This window comes from Bacillus sp. m3-13 (assembly GCF_000175075.1).
GTDB lineage: Bacteria > Bacillota > Bacilli > Bacillales > Bacillaceae_I > Sutcliffiella_A > Sutcliffiella_A horikoshii_C.
Map to the genome: position 1 here is coordinate 330,309 of NZ_ACPC01000020.1, position 19,255 is coordinate 349,563.

Here is a 19,255-nt window from a genome sequence, read left to right on the forward strand (position 1 = left end):
AAATACGTCCATTGTTTTTATTACACGCTTCTCTCTATTGTATGGAACAGGTGATAGACAGCTATGATAGCTCCCAGCCTTATCAATACATCGCCGATATCCTGCACCGTTTTGTAGATACGGTAGAAGAGGAATCTAAAGGCTTGTTTCACAGCGCTATCGCCTTTCAACTTGACTCTCTGCTGAAGGAAAGCAGACAACTGATTCGAGAAAAGCTGTTGCAACAAGAGGAACCTTTTATAAGAGAAATGTTTTATGTGTATCAATTCACTTGGAATGATGTGTTCCAACGTCGCAATTGGATGTCCTCAGAGCTGAAGGAGCTACAAGACGAGACTTCCCTGCAGGCTGAGCTGGCTAAAACACATTTGTTATTTTTGCTGAAAAAAGATGAGGATGCGTTGAAGCTCGTCAAGAAAAACGGCAACCAGTATGCGCCATACCTTTTCCTCTGGTTACAATCCCTGGTTTCCACCAAAGCGAAGGACCGGTTGGAAAGTTGGCTTGCTATCTCACTGCCGATAGTGACGTCCTATATCCATTCGGAACCGACCTATGACAGAAAAAGGCAGCTGACGAAACATCTGCTCAAATTGTTGACGGATTATGCAATGGAAACAAGGCAAGACAAACTTTATAAGGATGCGATGCGCCAGCTGATGCCATATAGCTACGGAGAATATGAATGGTATCTGTTTGAAACGAAAAACTACCGTCAATGGGTGGAGTTGCAACTTTGGATGGGGTTTGAGTTAAGCGGGTTGGAGGCTTATAAGCTGAAAGAGATAAAGAAAACGGACGCCTATGCGCTTTTCCCGCTCTATCATGTGGCAATAAACAAGGCGTTGGAGCAGCGCAATAAAACCGCTTATAAAGAGGCTACATCCCTGTTGAAGACCCTACATAGTCTGTATAAAAAAGAGAAACTTGAAGACATCTGGCTTCAGTATTTACTGCAGCTAAAAGAAGGAACGAAGCGACTCCGCTCCTTCCAAGAAGAATTAAAAAAGGGAAGATTCAGTTATGATTAATGAGGCGTTATTTGCCAAGTCGAACTATATTGAGGAACGAAACCAATTTTTTCTGTATGTGAAAATTCGCTCCTCCGTCCTGCCGCCATCTCGTTTCACCCCATTGCTCTTTACCTGGCATGAGGGGTCCTTTTTCGGCTCTGTCCTTGAAGAGTCTACCTATGACGGGATTTCTGGCATATTTTTAAATCCGAGTGACGCGCTTGAACTGTATGCCAATAATACCGAGAATTCTTTTATCGAGCTGGAATGGTGTGATCAATCGGAACAATATCGCCTAATTGCTCCCACCGTCGCTGATTTGTTAAACGAAAGAGCCTTTCAACCAAGCTTTGCCGCGTGGCAGGAAGGCAAACTTTCGTTTTCTTTAACAAAGGAAGGTCAGGAGATGATTGCACAAAATCCACTCCTCCCTTCTTATGCAGGTAAAATGGAAGAATGGTTGGACGCCATCATGAAAGATTGGATGGAACGCAAGGAAGAAGGGTACCTCCAAACATACTGGATGGACTATACAAAGGACCCGCGCCAATTAGCAGCGGAAGGTTCCCTAGTAGAATATTTAGATGAAGAAGACTGGCTTCGAGACATCGGCTGGACGAAAGATACCACTCCATTTAAGCTAGGGCTCCGTCTTTTGGAACCAGAAAAAGGGGATCAAGACTGGAAGCTGGAAACGTTGCTGAAAGATAAGAAAACAGAAGAATTATATGTGTGGGAACAGGATAGCCTCCCTCCTTCTTATAAAAAATACAAAAAAGAAGTGAACCGCGGCTTCAAAAAGTGGCAGCAGCTGACTCCTTCTTTATTTTCAAATGGCCAGATACGGTCCTATTTGACGGAAGAAGATGCATGGCGTTTTCTTGTAGAGGGCAGCGAAAGGCTGTTGGCAATCGGAAGCTTCATCTTCCTTCCGCCATGGTGGCAAGCCATCAAGGATTCCCGAATCAAGGTAAAAGCAAGAGTGAATGGTTCCAAAAAGGGCGGAAACCACTCACAATCCTTTGTAGGCCTGCAGTCGTTAGTTAACTTTGAATGGCGCTTTTCCACCCGCAATACGGAGCTTTCCGAAGAGGAGTTCCTAGCGCTAGTGGAAGAAAACCGCCGTCTTGTACAGATTAAAGGCGTATGGGTTGTACTTGATCCAGGGTTTATTGAAGAAATAAAGCGGATGATGAAGCATGCAGAAGAAAATGGGATCCGTATGGAAGACCTGTTGAAAAGCAATGCGGCTGGCATGGGCGGGGAAATTCCGGATGAAGTTAATGCGGAAGGGAGTTATTCCATACAGGATATTTCTTATGAACTGACCGGATCTGCTGAGCGCTTGATTGAACAACTCTATCAAGGCAAGGATATTCCACCATTTGATGTCCCTGAGACATTCAAAGGCGAGCTCAGACCATACCAGGAGCAAGGTGCAGCATGGCTGACCTTTTTAAGGGGTCACGGCTTTGGGGCCTGCCTTGCAGATGACATGGGACTCGGCAAGACTATTCAGCTGATTGCGTATTTCCTATCATGCAAGGAAAAAGAGCCAGAAGGTCCACCAGTTCTCATCATTTGTCCGACATCTGTTCTTGGAAACTGGCAAAAAGAACTGGAGAAATTCGCGCCAAGCTTGGATGTTATGTTGCATTATGGACCTAACCGTGGAAAAGGGTCTATTTTCCGAGAAGCCGTTTTAAATTCAGATGTTGTGTTAACTTCCTATGCCATCTCCCATCTGGATGAAGAGGAACTGGCAAGTGTAGGCTGGCGCACCATCTGCTTAGATGAAGCGCAAAACATCAAGAATGCTGACACGAAGCAGTCCCAAGCAGTGCGTAATTTGAGTGGTTCCCATCACATCGCCCTGACTGGTACGCCTATGGAGAACCGTCTGTCAGAGCTTTGGGCAATCTTTGATTTTATTAACCCTGGCTATTTGGGGTCACTTGGCTCCTTTCATAAGCAATTTGTGTTGGCGATTGAGAAGGATCAGGACAAAAAGAAGATTCAACAATTACAGATGCTCATTCAACCGTTCCTTCTGCGCCGCACCAAGCAGGATGAACAAGTGGCACTGAACCTGCCAGCCAAGCAGGAGCAGAAGGAATATTGCCCGTTGACCATCGAGCAGGCTTCTATTTATGAACAGCTCGTAAAAGAAACCTTGGATAAGGTGGAAGAGTTGGGCGGGATTCAACGCCGCGGACTTGTGTTGAAAATGCTTGGCCAGTTGAAGCAAGTGTGTGATCACCCTGCCCTTTATCTGAAAGAGGAAACTCCAGAGAATCTCTTGATGCGCTCTAGCAAGATGGAAAAGCTGGTGGAGTTAGTGGAGCAGATTCGCTTACGCGGAGAAAGCTGCCTTATTTTTACCCAGTACATTTCCATGGGGAATATGATTATTGAGGCATTGGAATCCACACTCGGTGAAAAAGGAAGATTTCTAAACGGCAGTGTCGTTAAAAAAAACCGCGATCAGCTGATTCAAGAATTCCAGGACGGCGAGTTTCATGTGCTGGTGCTTTCTTTGAAGGCCGGGGGCACCGGCTTAAACCTGACAGCAGCCAACCATGTAATTCATTATGACCGTTGGTGGAATCCGGCCGTTGAGAATCAGGCAACAGACAGAGCGTATCGGATTGGGCAAAGCCGATTCGTCCACGTTCATAAGTTTATTGCGACAGGTACGCTGGAGGAGAAAATCGATGCGATGATCGAATCCAAGCAAGCGCTGAACAATCAGATCATCACAAGCGAGGGTTGGATTACTGAACTTGATAATGAAGAATTGCGCGATTTGTTGACGTTGAGGTGATAAACTAAAAAAGCGCAGCACCCATCTACATAGATGAGTCTGCGCTTTTTTGTTTGCCCTCTTTACGATTCTTTTTAACATAAGTAGAAAGAAATCCCGTAATAATCCCTTTCAGTCCGCCCATCCCATCCAGCCAAACATCTGCCCACTGCCCGCTGCGGTCTGGATGGTGGAATTGCAAAAATTCATCAAGCATTGCAATAACAAGGAGAATGGATAAACTGAAAGCAAACACTCTCCAATACTTTCTTCCTAGAGAACTGGCAAAGTACCGGACAAGCAAATAACCAAGAACACTATAAAAAAATAGATGAGCTCCTTTTCGAAAAAGGAATTCTACAAACTGATACCCTCCCATATTGTCCACACTCATTTTGTTATTCACATACGGAATCTCCACTCCCGCAAACACTGCAGCAATATGTTCCTCTGCCACAAGCATTCGCAAATATGGCCTGATATCCTGCTCAGCATAGGACATGGAAGACAAATAGAACAATATGACGGTCCAGCCAAAGGCCAGAAACAGATAGTATAGAATCCTCTTATTTCTCATATGAGCCACCACCGTAATTGAGTTAGAAGCTGAAAAAATCCACTTAATTACGGTGTGTCCTATCTAGGCATGCCTTATACCTTTCTACTCAAATTCTATTCTTACTGGTCACTCCATGTTTTGATTGCTTTAAACTTAGATAGGCCGTTTTCCCATTGTATTTGACAAAGATCCTTTGTAATAGCCCTTCTACTAATATCTGGCAGACTTGTTCCGGGCATTCTAGCTTAAGGAACGCTTTACGCTGTCTGTACCAGGCATAAGAGGAGATATCAAGTTGGTAGCTTGGGAGGTTGATGGTTACCGAGATAATCCTTTTATCCTCGTATGAGCGAAAATGCAGTTCAACAGACTGGTTGGAACTTGTCGAAATGCAACGCCAATTTCCACTTTTAGTCGTTTCTTCCTTAGAAAGTTCCAATGCATCAAAGAAAGAGGATCTCGGTGCTGATGAGTAGTCATCCTTTGGTTCTTTTACATAAATATAATAATCTTGTCCTTCTTGAATCTGATCTTCCCTGCCTGGAAGGAAACTTACCGTAGTCAACTTAAAATCAGCCACATCCATCACTCCCTCTTTCATCCTAAACTCCTCCTTAGTATAGATAAATTTACTTTTTATAGAAAATATAGGTAATTAGACGATTTACGGTGTTTTTCTGGGTATTCTGCCCTATTCTCCTTCATTCTCTTTCTTTTGCAAAATTCGACAATGTTCTATTTAGGAACACACAAGCCACTTGTTCTATATGAGAACAACGACTCTTTCTCTTTTCTATTACGTTAAAAGAAATGCGGAAAAGAGGCAGGAGATATGATGAACAATACGTCCTTTTTAGCCAGAAACATTAAATCCCTTCGTAATCAAAAAAACTGGTCGCAACAAGATCTTGCTGATCGCCTTAACAGGGTTCACGGTACGATCAGCAAATGGGAAACGGAAAAAGAAGTGCCGCCAATTGAAACACTCATTGAGCTGAGCAAACTATTTCAAGTTTCCATTGATTACTTGGTCGGAAACCACTACGAACAAGAACATTATGTAAAAGAATTCAACCAACTCTATCAAATCAAGCAAGCTGATGAAGAACTAATGCACATTGTTGACTATTTAAAACAACACCCAAACTTTAAGGATATCCTACATAAGTACATCAACCAAAGCATCTCAGATAGAAAATTGATGGAAGACATGATGAGTATCTACGTGAATAAATGAAACTGTTCAAAAAAAGCCAACCCTTAATAAGGCTGGCACCAAGGAATGGAGATCAAAGAGGCACATCTTCTCTCTAGAGGAACCAAGAGGGCTTATCCTCTGCTACATGCTGATAAGCGTAAAAAGAAAGGCAGCTTGTTTCCGCAAGTTGCCTTTTTTAATGAAAGGCTAAAGCAAAAATGGGAGGGGAGCCCTTTGCTTTATAGGTAAAATATAGATTACTTGTTACGTTGCTTGGTTATTGGGATGACCGCGCATGACTTTTAGCTACACTCCCACCTTTTCAGGCGTCTTCGGTTGTGTCGGAAAGTCTGGAAATTCAGATGTCCTTTGTGAGGAGTGGGTAGCAGGCGGCGGACCTTGGTGATGTTCCGGTTGCCTGTTTTCCCGCTGCGGAGGTTGGGACCTCTCCCAATTCTGCACCTCATGACGTACTTGGTTTGTTGTCGTTGTCGACTCCTGTTTTTCTGGATACGGTGGAGGTGGAACTGGCGGCACAGAAGGCTTTTCTTCCTTCCTTTTTTCAAGAAACCGCACATTGTCCACCACCACATCGGTCACAAAAACTGTCGTCCCATCCTTGGATTCATATCGACTCGTTTGTATCCTACCAGTGACTGCCACCAGCGCGCCTTTTCGACAATAATTTGCCGTTGTTTCCGCAGTACCTCTCCACGCCGTACAAGAGACAAAGTCTGCCTCATAGACACCTTCCTGATTTTTGAAATTACGGTTAACAGCAAGTCTGAAGCTTGCAACAGGAGTTCCATCACCTGTATAACGTAAATCAGGGTCTTTCACCATTCGACCAATCAACACCACTTCATTAATCACGATTCTCCCTCCTTTTTTCTACAAAATTCGTGTTGCTCCGTTATCATAACTGCTTGCTTGAGGTAGGTAAAATGAGTGTTTTCAGGTTTTGTAATGGTTTTTAGGAGTAAAATCGCATTTTGCTCTAAGGGGAAAATCCTGTTTTAGGGTGGCGGGGAATTGTCGAAAGATGAAATTAGGGATATGAGAGATTTTTTTCATGCCTTCAGATGGTGGTAGGTATCTTTCCTTTTGCTTATGTTATAATAAGACAAAATATTGGTACATGTTCTTGAAAAGAATCGAAAATATACCCGTTGGAGGAAAATCATGAAAACGTTCAGACTTGTTGCAATATCCCTCGTACATGGTGAAGAAGTTGAACAACTGGATTTACAAGACGGATTGATTATCAATAGAGAGTACGGAAAAGAAAATTGGTTGATTGAGGCATTGCTACCTAAGAGCGAGCCAGAAAAGTATGAAGAGTTCCGCGATAACGAAAAAATGCTGCATGTTCAAGCTACTATCTCTAAACCGACAAATGACCCAGCTTCCTTTGAGGCCGTCGTCCGCCAAGTGGCAGTGATGGAAGACAAGATGAGCATCCTGTTCGAAGGCGAGCTCTTCCGAAAAAACGCCAACTACCATGAAAAACTACTAGAACGCCTAGTGAACGAAGGCTACAATGGCGACGAACTAGTGGAAGCCTTCAAAAACAAAGTAAAAGAAAAACCAGTGCTTGAGAAGAGCAAGTGAGGTTTAGCGTGATAAAGCGATAAAGAGGGGTCTGACCCGCTGTGCGTTAATGCACTAAAGAGGGGGCTGACCCTTTTGCTTCTAAGCAATGACTTTCTTTGTCAATTCAGGTGGTTGTAAGGCAAATGTCCGAAGTTTTGCTGATTTTGGCCGAAGTTTTCGAAAAGTTGACCGAAGTTTTTGCATAGTTGGCCGAAGTTTTCGAATTTTTGTCCGAACGAATTTTTCAAATGACCGAACCCCACCTTTAAGTTGACCGAACAAGCTAGGCAATTGTCCGAACCGCATGGAAAAGCAGCTTCAAAGTGACCGAACCTCTCCCAAGAATGTCCGAACACTTTTCAAAGCAATAAAAACATTAAGAACCCACACATTTCGTAACAAATTTACTAAAAAATGACGCTTCTATTTCTCACCTACTGGTCACTAACTCTGCGTCTCCCTCATCAACCCATCTTCCATCAATAGTTCCTTCCCAATAAACTCCGCCTCCAACACATATCGCTCAGGCGCGCTTCCGATAAACCTAAAAGGATAACACGTTGTAATCGTCAATACCTCGCTCGGCCGCGGGACCACCACAGAAGTGTCCTCTTTATCTACAACCCTGATCTTGCCGATTTTGTATGTGTACAAGCCCCCGCCAAACTCAAACACAACCTTATCGCCCACCTTAATCTCCTCCAGCCTACGAAAAACAGTATCCCTATGCCCAGACAGTACAATGTTTCCCCCATCCCCTGGCAAGCTAGTACCTGGAACATGCCCCACACCTTTTCCAAGCACGCCTTCTGTCACACCATGAAATACTGAAATTCCAACTTCTAACACCGGAATATACACTTCTCCAATTTCATCCCCTGCTGCGATATTCACAGCCAGAGGCACTGCCCACTCCTGCCCGCCTCCTTCCTCCACCTTACTCCCAATTTTTGACTTCTCCTCAACCGCAGAAACTCCCTGCCAATACAAAAGGCCGCTTCCAACAAACAAAACAGCCCCTGTCCCCATCAAAATCCAAAGAACAACCACCAAACAACGATCCCGCATACCCTATCCCCTGCGGACCCTTCTCGCACCAAGCAACAAACCAGCCAATCCAACCAGGCATAATCCCACGAACATCCCCAATCCATAAAGAGACGCGGTGTCAGGCATCCTGTTATTATAAAGCTCATCACTCATTTTCACACCAACCTGCCCCAAGTGTATGAGCTCTTTTCCTGTAGACTGCACGTAAGTTGGCGATACAATTTGCTCATCCATCACTGCGGAAGCAAGAAGCGAACCCTCCCCATCAAACAGGTCCAGGTGAACTTCCTTCCCTTCCAACCATCCAGGCTGCATAAGTGCCTCTTGGGATACCTTAACCCGGCTACCATCCTCTACATGAAGATCAGCCTCCACCTGAAACACTTCCATGAATTCAGTCCATAGCGAAAACACTTTATCCACAGAATTTGGTTCTTCATTCAACATCCCTTGCAATCTTTCAAGTTCTTCTGCCAAAACATCTTTCGGGAGACTCAAAATATGCTGGAAAATCTGGCGTGCTTCTTCTGCTTCAAATCCCATGGAAACGAGAAAATCCTCCGCACGCGCAACTTTTTCCTCATGTGTCATATAAAAATCAACCGCGATTTCTAAGTCCTCAATGAATGTGTAATCCTGCACCTTTTCTCCAAAACGAGACAAAAGGACTTCCAGCTCTTCTTTCGTCAAATCGTAAGTCTCTAGCATAACTAGAAGATTTTCCTCATTGATTGGAGTCCCAAGCTCATCCCGCAAATGATCGATGTCTTTGAAATCCTCCAAACGAACCTCATAAAATGCCAAATACTTATCAAGGTCCTTCCTTGTCCAGCCAATCTCCTTCAAGTAGGAATCCACCTCTTCCTCTTTTGGAGCCGCAGTTGCACCAAGCGGGGAAAAGAACAGTGTCGACCCTATTAAAAATGCACAAATAACCAATATAAACCGCTGCATTTTTTATGCCTCCCATTCATCGTTACATTTTTTTAGTAGCATTCGCATACGCGGAAAATTTATGCAGGAAATTGACTATTTTCCAAATAAAAAAAGCACCTAACCTCCCCGCGTTAAATCGGGAAAATTAGGTGCTTACTCTTTTATGAAGCGCCCTCTAAGGCTGCCTCGATATCTTCTTCAAAAGTTTGGATAACTGGCTGTAATACCTCATCCAGCTTACGGAACGTGGATGAAACACTTCCTGCTGAGATGCCGAACTCTTCAGCAAGTGCTTTCTGGGTTTCTTGTTGATCTTTCGTAAAATGAGTGTCTAAAAAGTAAATCAATGCAGCAGCATAATTCTGCTCATTGCGGATCATCGGACTCTCTTTCATGCAATAGATGGACCAGAGCATGGAAGCAAATTCAAAAAACCTTTTCGGGTAATCGCGCTTTTTAGCTCCTTCTGCAAATAGGTCCAACACACGTTCCTGCGCTTCATTTTGAACAGGTAACTGCTGAACATCCTCTTCACTTAACTCGAATTCTACCATTTTACCGGCTAAATCCGGGAATTGAGCACGAATATCTACTTCCGCAAACTCCTCCGCTAATTTTTCTTCTAGACGAATAGCTTCCAATACCCCGCGTTCAAAGGTGGACATGAACACAACCTTTGCCTGTTTGAACGGAACAAACATCCCAATTACTAGCTCATTTTTGCTTAAGCTGTCCTCTCTGCCGATGTATGTGACTTTTTCTTTCTCTTTTGTAAAAAAGTCCTCCATTGTGTATGTCTCACTACGGACATTCGCCACTTTATAGACAGATGGATATGCCATTTGCCAGCTTTCCGCCCATTCTTTTACTTGCGGTCGGGAGAACTTGCCCTCTTGAATTGCGGCGAACTCTTCGACAATTGTTAACCCATTATCTCGCTTCACCGTGAACATATACCAGAGATGAAGCAGCTCGTTAAATGCCTCTTCTTTCATCTCATCTAATGAAAATTTATGTAGATACTTGGAGCTGACCGTTTCAAGCTCACTAGCAAACTTTTCATAGGCAAACCGCATCATTTCAACCTGAAGCCCCATCACTTCTGATTCCAACACTTTATCAAGGTTGTCTTGTTTTTTCTCACAACACTTCTTATATTTTTTTCCACTGCCACAAGGACATGAATCATTTCTTCCAATCATTCTATCACCTTAAACCTTTTGTTTTTTCTAAGTTGTTCTCATTCGATATTTACAGACAACGTGTTTAATTCTAACATATTTCTCTCTTTCATGGAGGAAAGCAATGGCTGGATATCTTAGCCAAACATATTTAGCCAAAATAAAAACACCTTCAAACGGGTAAGGGAAGGTGTTATCTAGTAATCTATTATCTTATTTATTTTATTAGCAGCTGCAGCTTTTCTTTCATTTCATTTACAAGTTCCATCATCGAGATATTCTCTCTCTCTGTTCCTTGTTGATAGGCATATTGAAGCACTTTGATAATCTCTTCCTTACTATCAATACTTTTATTATCTTTCATGAGCTAAACTTCACCGCCTAATTAATTACAAAACATACTATAATTCTACTATTTTTCAGTAAAATTACAATAATAATTTGAAATATTTTCAATTTACAGCTTGATTTTCGTCGTTATTTGTTTCTATTCTTTTACCGTTAAATCCAATCTCTAAACTCTTTTCTCAAAATTTGCTTTATGCTGCATTAATTTTATATAGTTAGGGAGAAAGAAGGTGTCCTAATTGAAATTTTTCAAAGGATTATTTATTACAGCTCTTATCCTAGGGATAATTGGATATGCAGGCTATTACTTTGTCAATAAATTCATTGAAGATCAGGCTGTCGAATACGTAGAAAAAGATCTGGTGGAAAATAATGATGTGGCGATGGCCCGGGATTATGTGGACAAGTCTCCTACCTTGAAGAGCTATATTGCCGAAGGGGCAGAAGCCGACCTTGAAGAGCTGCCAGTCCAAACACGTGAAGAGGCAACAAGGATGGTCATGCAAAAGCTCAGCTTCCAGGAAATGCAGCAGATCCAGTCAAAAGCAGCAAATGGCATGACAGAACAGGAAGTACTAGAGTTAATGGAAACATTTGAGGAGAAATTGACTGATGAAGAATTGCTGGCATTGAAGGCGATTGTGTATAAGGAATTGTATGAATGATACTAAATGAGGCCATAAACCTATAAGAAAAAGGGTTTATGGGCTTTTTATTTTTCTTCTTCAAGGCTCCTACCCTCGCCAAACACCGATGACAAGCATATGTTATGGAATGGATAGTATGTCTAAAGGAGGCATTATTCAATGTCCTTATATTTCGAATGGAGAAAGAGTTGCGGCTGCAGGGTGCCGTGTAATTGTGACGTGCAACCTAGAGGGATGGAGCCGAGGTATTATTTTAATCAGAGCGATGAGATGTTGGGAATAGAAGCGGATACGCCCACGCAAGCGATTGAGTTGAAGGTGAAGACACATTTTCCGAATGAAGTAGTAAAGTTGGATGCGATGATCGAAGCTTTTATTCTAACTGAGAACAATCCTGCCTACAGTTTTATTGTGGAGTTTTCTTTGCTGCGGGAGACGACGCCGTTAACAAGTGAGAGTTTTGCCCTGATCAATCAATTTGGACAAAATGATTGTGAAAAAACAATTATAAATACAACAAAAATTATTTGGACGGATATTATTCCACTTCCGGGCACGTATACGTATTATTTAGAAGTGAACCACATAACCCTTCCGAATCAAAATATTGCAAGCGTGGAAGTTCAGGATCGTTCACTTACTGCCATTGCGTTCCCTTCTACTAAACAAAAGCCGGCAATCAAAGAATAGTAAATTTTAAACAAACGTTGGTTTAAACGGAAATGGAAATGTAGGATTCCCAAGGGGTACAGGGGTTGGATTTGGGATTAACTTTTGAAAAAGCTATTTCAGAGGAACTTATCTGGCGGTGTGGAAATGATAAGGTTTTTGTTATTTTGTTGAAGAAGCACTTATTTAGAATAGCTTTTTTTTAAACAAACGTTGGTTTAAGCAGGAATCAAAATTGAGATTTCCCATAGGATACAGGTGTTGTGTTTGGAATTAACTTTTAAAAATGCTATTTCTGAATAAAAAAAGGCCTAGGATAAATTCCCAGGTTTTTTTGTCTGTCTAAGTTTATTGTCCCGCTCGAACTTGGTATTTCTCTTTGAAAACCCATTCCTTCTGAATCACGTAACTTGCTAAAAAAAGCAGTCCATCAACTACAATTTTTATGCCAACTTCCCCAAAGCCGACCAATTCAAAGATGAGATACACTCCACCTGCGGATGCAAGCATTTGCGCGATACTGAGGGAAAAATATTTTACCATAGCATAGGAGCTGGTAGATTTAAATACCACCTTCCTGTTTACAGTAAAATTAAATAAGGAAGACAGAACCCTTGATAGCACGGTAGCTAGAATGATGTAAGATTCAACGAAAACACCATTTAACATCATGACAAAGAGTGCAAATAACAGAATATCCAAGCCAAAAGAAAGTACAGAAGATAAGACGAATTTCAGGAAGGTCGCGTAGATTTTAATGGAGTCCCTTATCGGCTTAAAGTGGGAAGATTTATTTTCCTCTAAATAGATGGTTTGGATTTCTACTTCTTCAATCTCAATATTATTCGGTTTGCATTCCATTAACATGTTCATTTCGAATTCATATCGTTGACCGGCAACATAAATCAGTTTTTCGATAAAGTGGGCCGGTATTCCCCTGAGCCCTGTTTGGGTATCGGAGATTTGCATGCCACAAGCAAAGCGAGCTATGTTTTTCGTCAATACGTTCCCGAATTTGCTCCGGAAGGGAATGTCATCTGCTGAAAAATTACGGACTCCAAGAACAAGGCTCTCCGGCCGCTCGCAAAGCCTGGTGGCCACCTTTTTCATATCCTCGACCGCATGCTGGCCATCTGCATCCAATGTAACAAGCCCCACAGCGTTAGGACTGGTGCTTAAGAAGTGGGAAAAAGCAGTCTTTAACGCCTGCCCCTTCCCTTTATTCACCTGATGCTCCAGTAAGGTACATTCCTTCCATTCTTTTATCTTTTTTAAAAATAGAATCACACTCTGGTTTGCTTCCATCATTAACAACCAGGATCTGCTTGAAGCCTTCTTTTACAATGTCACGGATAAGCTTGATGAGTTGTTCATCAGGATTATAGGCTGGAATCAGGACGGTAACTCCATTTGGATTTGTCATATTATCCCCCAGTTCCTCGCTTTATTAAAATATGTAATTCATTTTCTCTCTAGGTACTAATATATGTTTTATATGTCTTAAGTAGTAAATCATTTGTAATTATTTTCCCTATTTGGACGTTTTTCTAACATAAATGGTTGCGTTTTTTGAATTATTTTCTAGGTTGGTTTACCCTTTTTACACTTCTGGGTATAAGATTCTTATTACAGCACTCTAAGGAGGAAGTTGCATGATCGAGCAACGTAAAGAGGTTATTGGTTCTTATTTAATGGAAGAAGAGGCGCTAGCTAAGATTGATTGGCTTCAATCGGAGGGGTACCAACCGGAGGATATCTGGATTATTCGAGATAACCGAGGTATTGTAGAGCAATTCAGTGAGGGTGGATTCTCGCGTGGTCATGATGAAAGGGAAGCTCAGCTGAGTGAGTATTCCAGCATCAATCCAAGCAGCTCCATAGTAACTCCAAAGAGCCTTTTCACACCTGAAAATAAAAGCGTAGCTGATACTCTAATGGAGGTGGGCATTGCCAAAGAGGAAGCATACCGCTACGAGTTCGATGTAAAAGTCGGAAAAGTGCTTGTACTTGCAGAGCCGATTTCAAGTATGAAATTACGCCAAGAAGCTTTAACCGAGAGCCGTATGGAAAGGTATGCGACGGAAGAGCCTTCATTGCATTTAGAGGAAGAAAATACCGAGCCCTTAAAGGCGCAGAAACCCGTAGTTTCAGAGGACGAGAGAATGACAGAATCAAGCACCTCCATTAACCGTCCAATGCCTGATACAAATATAGATGGAAGCATTCCGCTCGATGAGCAGCTCCTGAGCGGGGATCCTGTTGAAACGGAGAAAGATTACGCTCGTGAAGAGGTCACCGCTCTGCATGACCAGGCAAGTGTGACGAATGAAGCAACGACAATGGAACGCACGGGAAATCCTGATCTAGAATTTGAGGAGAGTCTGGCTGGAGAGCAGCATACTAGGACTAATAACGGTAAACGCTATGCGGAAAATCGTTCTGAAGAAGACGTGGACAAAGCGTTACTTTATGAGCACGGACAACCGTTCCCGATGGAAAAGCCGTATGAGGAAGATGTTTATGACAAGCGTGTGGTTTCTGATGGGCCACTAGGTGTGGAGTTGGAGGAAACAGCTGGGGATATGAGCCGCAGTCAGGCTGAAAAGCCGCTTTTCAGTGCAACGGAAACACGAGGCGCCCCAACTAGACCTGCAGCCTCTACGTCTCCAGTACGTCGAGAGGAGAGTTTAACAGAAGACAAAGGCCCTATTCTCTTTGAAGATACCTTAAATGAAATTGAAGGAGATGAGCCTTTGGTGGAAAGCTATGAACCTACTTCTTATGAAACAGAACACCCAGGAGACATTTATGCTCCAGAAGAGGAGACGTCCGTTCATATAGAAGAGGAAACATACATGCAAGAGGAAAATGTCCGCTACACAGAAGAAAGCGATGCCCCTCTATTTGAAGAAGACAACTCAGAGGGCCCTTTCTCAGACCGCAAAAAAGAAAGAATGACCCAAAAGCGCAACAACCTATTCAACGACCAAGACGACGACCTTTTTAGAAGATAACTATAGAATATGATTAATAGAATGAAAAAAAGCAGAGCGGGATTCGGTAGAATTCCTGCTCTGTTTTTTTTTCGAAAAGGGGTCAGACCCTCAAAGTATTTTCCCCTGCGACGTCGAAACCCCTCTTCCCTCCATTATAGACTCACACTTCTTCCGCTTTCGCTGCTGCGGTAGATGGCGTCGATGATGAGGGAGACTTGCATGGCTTGTTGTGGTTTGACGATTAGTTCTTCGTGTCCGAGGCAGCTGTTTATGAAGTTTTCAGCTTGAGGGAGACTTGGGTCGTCTTCGCCTGGCACCCAGTCTGCTTCTGTGTTCAGCAGCATGCCGTGTTTCATCTGGTTGACGTGGAATGGAAACAGGTCCACTCCGCCGCTTATTCCGGAGATCCTTACACTCTCTTCGTCTCCTTTTACATTGGCAGACCAGGAAGTTTCGAATAGCAACGAAGCCCCTCCTTCAAATTTGATGTAGGCTGTTACGTGATCATCCACTTCAAACGTTTCATGATCAAAGCTCCCCCACTGATTTACCTGCCCCGGCATTTTACTTAACTCATTATAAGTGGTTCCCATCACTTCCACAGGCTTTGGATTTCCAAGCAGCCACAAGGATAAATCCAACAAATGGCAGCCATAATCAATCAAACTTCCTCCGCCCCTGCAGCTCCTTGTTCGTAAACACACCCCATCCAGGTACCTTACGGCGACGGATACCTTTAGCTCTTGCCACAATCGGTCGACCGATTTCATCCGCATCCACCAAACGTTTTGCTGCAACCGATTCTTTCATAAATCGGTAATGGTACGCAATCGCAAGCTGTTTGCCTGATTTTTCAGCCGCTGCAATCATTGCTTCACATTCATCCGGTCGCATTGCCATGGGCTTTTCACAAAACACATGCAGGCCAGCTTCTAACGCCGCAATCGTAATTTCAGCATGGAACTTGTTTGGCGTACAAATGGTCACCGCATCCACATGCTCAAACATATCCGCATAATGGGCATAGACTTTGGCAATACCAAATTTCTCCCCTACCATCTTTGCCGTTTCTTCATTCACATCACTGATTGCCGTGATCGTCACTTTCTCTTGCATCTTCAGAAAAGTAGGGATATGACGATTCTGCGCAATTCCACCAACCCCGATAATTCCCATTCGTAACTGACTCATATCTGCACCTCATTTATATGTATTGTTTTAATAAAAATTGTAATCTCTATAGATACTCTAGCTGTTGCTTGGAGCACAGGGCGAAGACTCCCGCGGGAGGAAGGGACAGGGGAGACCCCGCAGGCTTGCCGAGGATGCTCCCGGACCGCACGCAGGAAAGCGAAGCCCAGTGCGGAAAGCAACCGCGGTGTTAACTATTTTACTAAACTGCCTCTATACTCATTTGGCGTCATACCAAAAAACTTTTTATACACCTTGCTGAAATATTTCTCATTCTGATAACCAATATGATACGCAATCTCATAAATTTTCAAATTCGGATTCGCCAGCAGCTCCTTCGCCTTCTCCATCCGGATCCGCGTCACATAATCGGTAATGGTTTCATGATATTCTTGCTTGAACTTGCGGGAAATATGCTCCCGGCTTAAGTAAAAACGGTCGGCAATCTCCTGGAGGGTGATATCCTGTTGATAGTTGGCCCGAAGGAATTCCTCGATCTTTTCCATACTTGAAACGGAAACCGGCTCGGTGGAACGAACAGGAATCGTTTCCACATTGCTCGCAGAACCCATCGTCCTCTTGACCAAGGCTTCTTCTTTCCATTTTTTCACTGCCCGTTCTAACGTCTCATTCAGCAGATCAGGATCAATGGGCTTCAAAATATAATCAAAGCTTTTATAAGTAATGGCATTTCGCATGAATGTGTAATCATCGTACCCGCTAACCACAATGGTCACGCTCGGCAAATCCGATTCAGAAATCCATTTAAGCAGGCTGATTCCATCTTTTTTTGGCATAGCCATATCGGTGAAAATAATTTCAGGACGATGTTGCTTGATGAGCATAATCGCCTCGTCCCCGTCCTCTGCTTCATAGATTGCATCTATCCCATTTTCTTTCCAATTAGCCAACAACAGCAGCCCTTCCCGCACATGCTTTTCATCATCCACGATGATTGCTTTCATCTTTTTCACCCCCAACTTCTAGCGGAAGTTTCAATGTCACCATAAACCCTCCGTCATTGTGATTATCCAAATGAAGCGCTGCCAAGTTATTGTAGTATAGCTGCAACCGTGTATATATATTTTTCAATCCTATATTAGTTTCTTCTACATCCGAAGCTGGTTTCCCTTCTGACAACAAGCGGTAAATTTCCGTCAATCTGCTCTCACTCACTCCAACACCATTATCCCGTAGTGTAAGAAGAAGGTATTCATCGACTATTTTCCCGTTGATTTCAATCTTGCCGACTCCTTCCCGAATATCAAACCCATGCTTGAAATAGTTCTCGATAATCGGTTGCAGAATCATTTTGGGAATTTCGATGTCCATGGCTTTCTCTTCTATTTCCATGTCGTACTCAAAGTTCTCCCCGAAACGCTCCTTTTGCAGCAAAAGAAATGCCTTTAAATAGTTTATTTCTTTTTTCAACGGTACCATATCCTCCTCCATATTCATTCCATATCTCATGATTTTGGATAGGTGAGTCAGGAGGGTATAGATTTGCGGCACATTATTTTTCAAGGCTAGCGTTCCAATGGACTGCAAGGCATTATATAAAAAATGCGGATTGAGCTGCGATTGAAGCACCTTTAACTGGTTCGTTTTATTTTCAATCTCTAACTTGTATTCTCTATTGATCAGGAGATTGATTCGTTCCATCATCTGTTTAAAACGATATCCTAAAATACCAATCTCATCATTTCCAAGTGACGGAAATTGCACATTCATATTCCCTTCTTTTACCTGTTGGATGTTTTGTAGTAGCACCCTGATAGGAGACGTAATTTTAAAAGAAACAATTAAAGACGCCAATATGACCAAACACAACCCTATAACTCCAAAGAATATATTGATTTTTGTCACAACAAAGGCGTTGTCATAAAGCGTGGTATAAGGGACACGCTTTACCAAAATCCATCCCCCTACCGCAAGCTCTGTTTGATCATACATCATGACGCCCTGAAACTGCCCGTTGTCCCATTCCATCGTACCTTGTGTGGCTTCAGATTTCATGATCTCGGGAATCCATTGTTGCTCTTCTTTTTTGGAGGCGACCAATGGATTGGAGCTGTAGATCAGTTCACCAGTAGCAGAGAGGATGAAAAATTCTTCATTTTCCTTGTTGTAGAGGTTTTCACTTAGCTCCAGTATTTTTTCAGTGCCCACTTCAAGGGTGATAAATGCTAGCACGTTGTCAGATGGGACGTTGGTCAAAGCTCTGTGGACGTATAAAACATTCCGGCCCTCTTGCAGCTGGGTGGTGTCAATATTGTAGTTGTACGGACTGAGTTGTGCCCGTTTATAGGCGTCTTCGTAGGCATTAGAGATGCGGTCAGAAAAGACGACAGTGGACCGTTTAGAGGCGGTAATCCCCCTATTTTCCTCTGCAAAAGAAATCTGAACCCTCGTAATGTTTTCTTCCGCGTATAGAATGGTTTGCAGCACGTTTCTGACAATCCCTATCGTCAAATAGTTATCTTCTTTGTCAGGTGCCCTCATGTAGTTGATGAAATCGGGATTGTTGTAGAGTGATAGAGTGAGATTATTGAGTTCTTCGAGATAGCTTTCGAGATTTATTTTACCTTGGTAGAGAAGGTTGCTGTTTTCTTGGACGACGAGGTCTTTGAATGCTTCTTTTGTTTGGTAGTATGTAATGATGATCGACGTTCCGAATGGGAGGATGGTGATGATTAAAAGAAGTGCGATCAGTTTGTTGCGTATGCTCTTTTTAAACATGGATCCTCACCTCCGAAGCGCTTACATTTTTATAAGTCTCATATACTCCTTGTTTCCCTTTCGTTCCAGGTGTTCGCTTTCCGCGGGACGGTGCTTGAGCCTCCTCACTTCGTTGGAGGCCACTGAAAAAGTCTTTGATGTTAGATTTTTTTAAGACACCGCTGTTGATTTCCGCAAACGGCTTCGCTTTCCACGGGGCGACCTTGAGCCTCCTCGGGCTACGCCCTGCGGGGTCTCAACATTGTCGCTACTCCCCCGTAGGAGTCTTCACCTATTGCTTCAATCAACAGCTATAAATTATCCAAAAGATAGGTTACTAGGTTTTTCAGTGG

At 42.9% G+C, this 19,255-nt stretch carries 18 protein-coding genes and 1 pseudogene; 7 read left to right on the forward strand and 12 right to left on the reverse strand.

The features are described 5' to 3' along the window. Positions 1 to 11 precede the first annotated feature (11 nt). Positions 12 to 1,031 carry a hypothetical protein gene (locus M313_RS0115420; protein WP_010197338.1) on the forward strand — a complete coding sequence of 340 codons (1,020 nt, stop codon included), beginning with the start codon at positions 12 to 14 and terminating at the stop codon, positions 1,029 to 1,031. After that, entirely contained in the window at positions 1,024 to 3,837 is a 2,814-nt protein-coding gene (locus tag M313_RS0115425; RefSeq protein ID WP_010197340.1) for a DEAD/DEAH box helicase, read from the forward strand. Before M313_RS0115420 ends, M313_RS0115425 begins: the two co-directional genes overlap by 8 nt. 25 nt (positions 3,838 to 3,862) lie before the next feature. Here the strand turns inward: M313_RS0115425 and M313_RS24695 are convergent, their stop codons facing one another. Together M313_RS24695 and M313_RS0115435 are read right to left on the reverse strand one after the other, a co-directional pair. Then, positions 3,863 to 4,393, reverse strand: coding sequence for a VanZ family protein (locus M313_RS24695; protein WP_010197342.1), 531 nt, complete (start codon positions 4,391 to 4,393; stop codon positions 3,863 to 3,865). A gap of 88 nt (positions 4,394 to 4,481) precedes the next feature. After that, on the reverse strand, positions 4,482 to 4,976 hold the full coding sequence (locus tag M313_RS0115435; RefSeq protein WP_010197344.1) for a hypothetical protein: 495 nt from the start codon (positions 4,974 to 4,976) through the stop codon (positions 4,482 to 4,484). A gap of 231 nt (positions 4,977 to 5,207) precedes the next feature. Here M313_RS0115435 and M313_RS23790 point away from each other — a divergent pair, with 231 nt between their 5' ends. Then, a complete protein-coding gene (locus M313_RS23790; protein WP_010197348.1) occupies positions 5,208 to 5,612 on the forward strand; it encodes a helix-turn-helix domain-containing protein in 405 nt (134 codons plus the stop codon). 267 nt (positions 5,613 to 5,879) lie between these two features. Here M313_RS23790 and ssb read toward each other — a convergent pair whose 3' ends face one another. Further along, complete coding sequence (gene ssb / locus M313_RS25375; RefSeq protein WP_010197353.1) at positions 5,880 to 6,446, reverse strand: single-stranded DNA-binding protein; 567 nt, start codon at positions 6,444 to 6,446, stop codon at positions 5,880 to 5,882. A 309-nt stretch (positions 6,447 to 6,755) separates the two neighbouring features. Between ssb and M313_RS0115455 the strand changes: the two genes are divergently transcribed. Beyond that, a complete protein-coding gene (locus M313_RS0115455) occupies positions 6,756 to 7,184 on the forward strand; it encodes a YwpF family protein (RefSeq protein WP_010197355.1) in 429 nt (142 codons plus the stop codon). A gap of 426 nt (positions 7,185 to 7,610) precedes the next feature. Here the strand turns inward: M313_RS0115455 and srtD are convergent, their stop codons facing one another. The 4 genes from srtD to M313_RS25905 all read right to left on the reverse strand — a co-directional run bounded on the left by srtD (position 7,611) and on the right by M313_RS25905 (position 10,697). Further along, positions 7,611 to 8,234: a class D sortase, LPxTATN-specific gene (srtD, locus tag M313_RS23800; RefSeq protein WP_010197357.1), complete on the reverse strand. Its 624-nt coding sequence runs from the start codon at positions 8,232 to 8,234 to the stop codon at positions 7,611 to 7,613. A gap of 3 nt (positions 8,235 to 8,237) precedes the next feature. After that, positions 8,238 to 9,170 (reverse strand): processed acidic surface protein, encoded by a 933-nt coding sequence (locus M313_RS0115470; protein ID WP_010197359.1) that lies wholly within the window; start codon positions 9,168 to 9,170, stop codon positions 8,238 to 8,240. 143 nt (positions 9,171 to 9,313) lie between these two features. Continuing rightward, positions 9,314 to 10,354 (reverse strand): SEC-C metal-binding domain-containing protein, encoded by a 1,041-nt coding sequence (locus M313_RS0115475; RefSeq protein WP_010197361.1) that lies wholly within the window; start codon positions 10,352 to 10,354, stop codon positions 9,314 to 9,316. Positions 10,355 to 10,550: 196 nt separating this feature from the next. Continuing rightward, entirely contained in the window at positions 10,551 to 10,697 is a 147-nt protein-coding gene (locus tag M313_RS25905) for a YwzD family small protein (protein WP_010197362.1), read from the reverse strand. Between the two features lie 223 nt (positions 10,698 to 10,920). On the opposite strand from M313_RS25905, the gene M313_RS0115485 reads away from it, so the two are divergent. Together M313_RS0115485 and M313_RS0115490 are read left to right on the forward strand one after the other, a co-directional pair. Beyond that, complete coding sequence (locus M313_RS0115485) at positions 10,921 to 11,346, forward strand: hypothetical protein (RefSeq protein WP_010197364.1); 426 nt, start codon at positions 10,921 to 10,923, stop codon at positions 11,344 to 11,346. A gap of 141 nt (positions 11,347 to 11,487) precedes the next feature. After that, on the forward strand, positions 11,488 to 12,018 hold the full coding sequence (locus tag M313_RS0115490) for a hypothetical protein (RefSeq protein WP_010197365.1): 531 nt from the start codon (positions 11,488 to 11,490) through the stop codon (positions 12,016 to 12,018). Between the two features lie 327 nt (positions 12,019 to 12,345). Here the strand turns inward: M313_RS0115490 and M313_RS0115500 are convergent, their stop codons facing one another. Together M313_RS0115500 and M313_RS26170 are read right to left on the reverse strand one after the other, a co-directional pair. Further along, positions 12,346 to 13,224: a bifunctional glycosyltransferase family 2/GtrA family protein gene (locus tag M313_RS0115500; RefSeq protein ID WP_010197368.1), complete on the reverse strand. Its 879-nt coding sequence runs from the start codon at positions 13,222 to 13,224 to the stop codon at positions 12,346 to 12,348. Continuing rightward, positions 13,217 to 13,420, reverse strand: a complete 204-nt coding sequence (locus M313_RS26170; RefSeq protein WP_010197370.1) for a glycosyltransferase — start codon at positions 13,418 to 13,420, stop codon at positions 13,217 to 13,219. Before M313_RS26170 ends, M313_RS0115500 begins: the two co-directional genes overlap by 8 nt. Before the next feature lie 229 nt (positions 13,421 to 13,649). On the opposite strand from M313_RS26170, the gene M313_RS0115510 reads away from it, so the two are divergent. Then, entirely contained in the window at positions 13,650 to 15,011 is a 1,362-nt protein-coding gene (locus M313_RS0115510) for a general stress protein (protein ID WP_010197373.1), read from the forward strand. A gap of 134 nt (positions 15,012 to 15,145) precedes the next feature. Here M313_RS0115510 and M313_RS23805 read toward each other — a convergent pair. The 3 genes and pseudogenes from M313_RS23805 to M313_RS0115525 all read right to left on the reverse strand — a co-directional run bounded on the left by M313_RS23805 (position 15,146) and on the right by M313_RS0115525 (position 18,923). Beyond that, positions 15,146 to 16,184 (reverse strand): annotated as a pseudogene (locus M313_RS23805) (Gfo/Idh/MocA family protein). Between the two features lie 194 nt (positions 16,185 to 16,378). Further along, positions 16,379 to 17,149, reverse strand: coding sequence for a response regulator transcription factor (locus M313_RS0115520; protein WP_010197375.1), 771 nt, complete (start codon positions 17,147 to 17,149; stop codon positions 16,379 to 16,381). Then, the gene (locus M313_RS0115525) at positions 17,127 to 18,923 is read right to left on the reverse strand and encodes a cache domain-containing sensor histidine kinase (RefSeq protein ID WP_010197377.1); all 1,797 of its coding nucleotides are present in this window, start codon (positions 18,921 to 18,923) and stop codon (positions 17,127 to 17,129) included. Before M313_RS0115525 ends, M313_RS0115520 begins: the two co-directional genes overlap by 23 nt. Positions 18,924 to 19,255: the final 332 nt, after the last annotated feature.

What these genes read in the sequence shown, in the direction of transcription:
- M313_RS0115470 (WP_010197359.1), bottom strand. Translation starts at nt 9,170, where the DNA reads ATGCAGCGGTTTATATTGGTTATTTGTGCATTTTTAATAGGGTCGACA.
- M313_RS25905 (WP_010197362.1), bottom strand. Translation starts at nt 10,697, where the DNA reads ATGAAAGATAATAAAAGTATTGATAGTAAGGAAGAGATTATCAAAGTG.
- M313_RS23790 (WP_010197348.1), top strand. Translation starts at nt 5,208, where the DNA reads ATGATGAACAATACGTCCTTTTTAGCCAGAAACATTAAATCCCTTCGT.
- srtD (WP_010197357.1), bottom strand. Translation starts at nt 8,234, where the DNA reads ATGCGGGATCGTTGTTTGGTGGTTGTTCTTTGGATTTTGATGGGGACA.
- M313_RS0115425 (WP_010197340.1), top strand. Translation starts at nt 1,024, where the DNA reads ATGATTAATGAGGCGTTATTTGCCAAGTCGAACTATATTGAGGAACGA.
- M313_RS0115435 (WP_010197344.1), bottom strand. Translation starts at nt 4,976, where the DNA reads ATGAAAGAGGGAGTGATGGATGTGGCTGATTTTAAGTTGACTACGGTA.
- M313_RS0115520 (WP_010197375.1), bottom strand. Translation starts at nt 17,149, where the DNA reads ATGAAAGCAATCATCGTGGATGATGAAAAGCATGTGCGGGAAGGGCTG.
- M313_RS0115510 (WP_010197373.1), top strand. Translation starts at nt 13,650, where the DNA reads ATGATCGAGCAACGTAAAGAGGTTATTGGTTCTTATTTAATGGAAGAA.
- M313_RS0115455 (WP_010197355.1), top strand. Translation starts at nt 6,756, where the DNA reads ATGAAAACGTTCAGACTTGTTGCAATATCCCTCGTACATGGTGAAGAA.
- M313_RS26170 (WP_010197370.1), bottom strand. Translation starts at nt 13,420, where the DNA reads ATGACAAATCCAAATGGAGTTACCGTCCTGATTCCAGCCTATAATCCT.
- M313_RS0115490 (WP_010197365.1), top strand. Translation starts at nt 11,488, where the DNA reads ATGTCCTTATATTTCGAATGGAGAAAGAGTTGCGGCTGCAGGGTGCCG.
- M313_RS0115475 (WP_010197361.1), bottom strand. Translation starts at nt 10,354, where the DNA reads ATGATTGGAAGAAATGATTCATGTCCTTGTGGCAGTGGAAAAAAATAT.
- M313_RS24695 (WP_010197342.1), bottom strand. Translation starts at nt 4,393, where the DNA reads ATGAGAAATAAGAGGATTCTATACTATCTGTTTCTGGCCTTTGGCTGG.
- M313_RS0115525 (WP_010197377.1), bottom strand. Translation starts at nt 18,923, where the DNA reads ATGTTTAAAAAGAGCATACGCAACAAACTGATCGCACTTCTTTTAATC.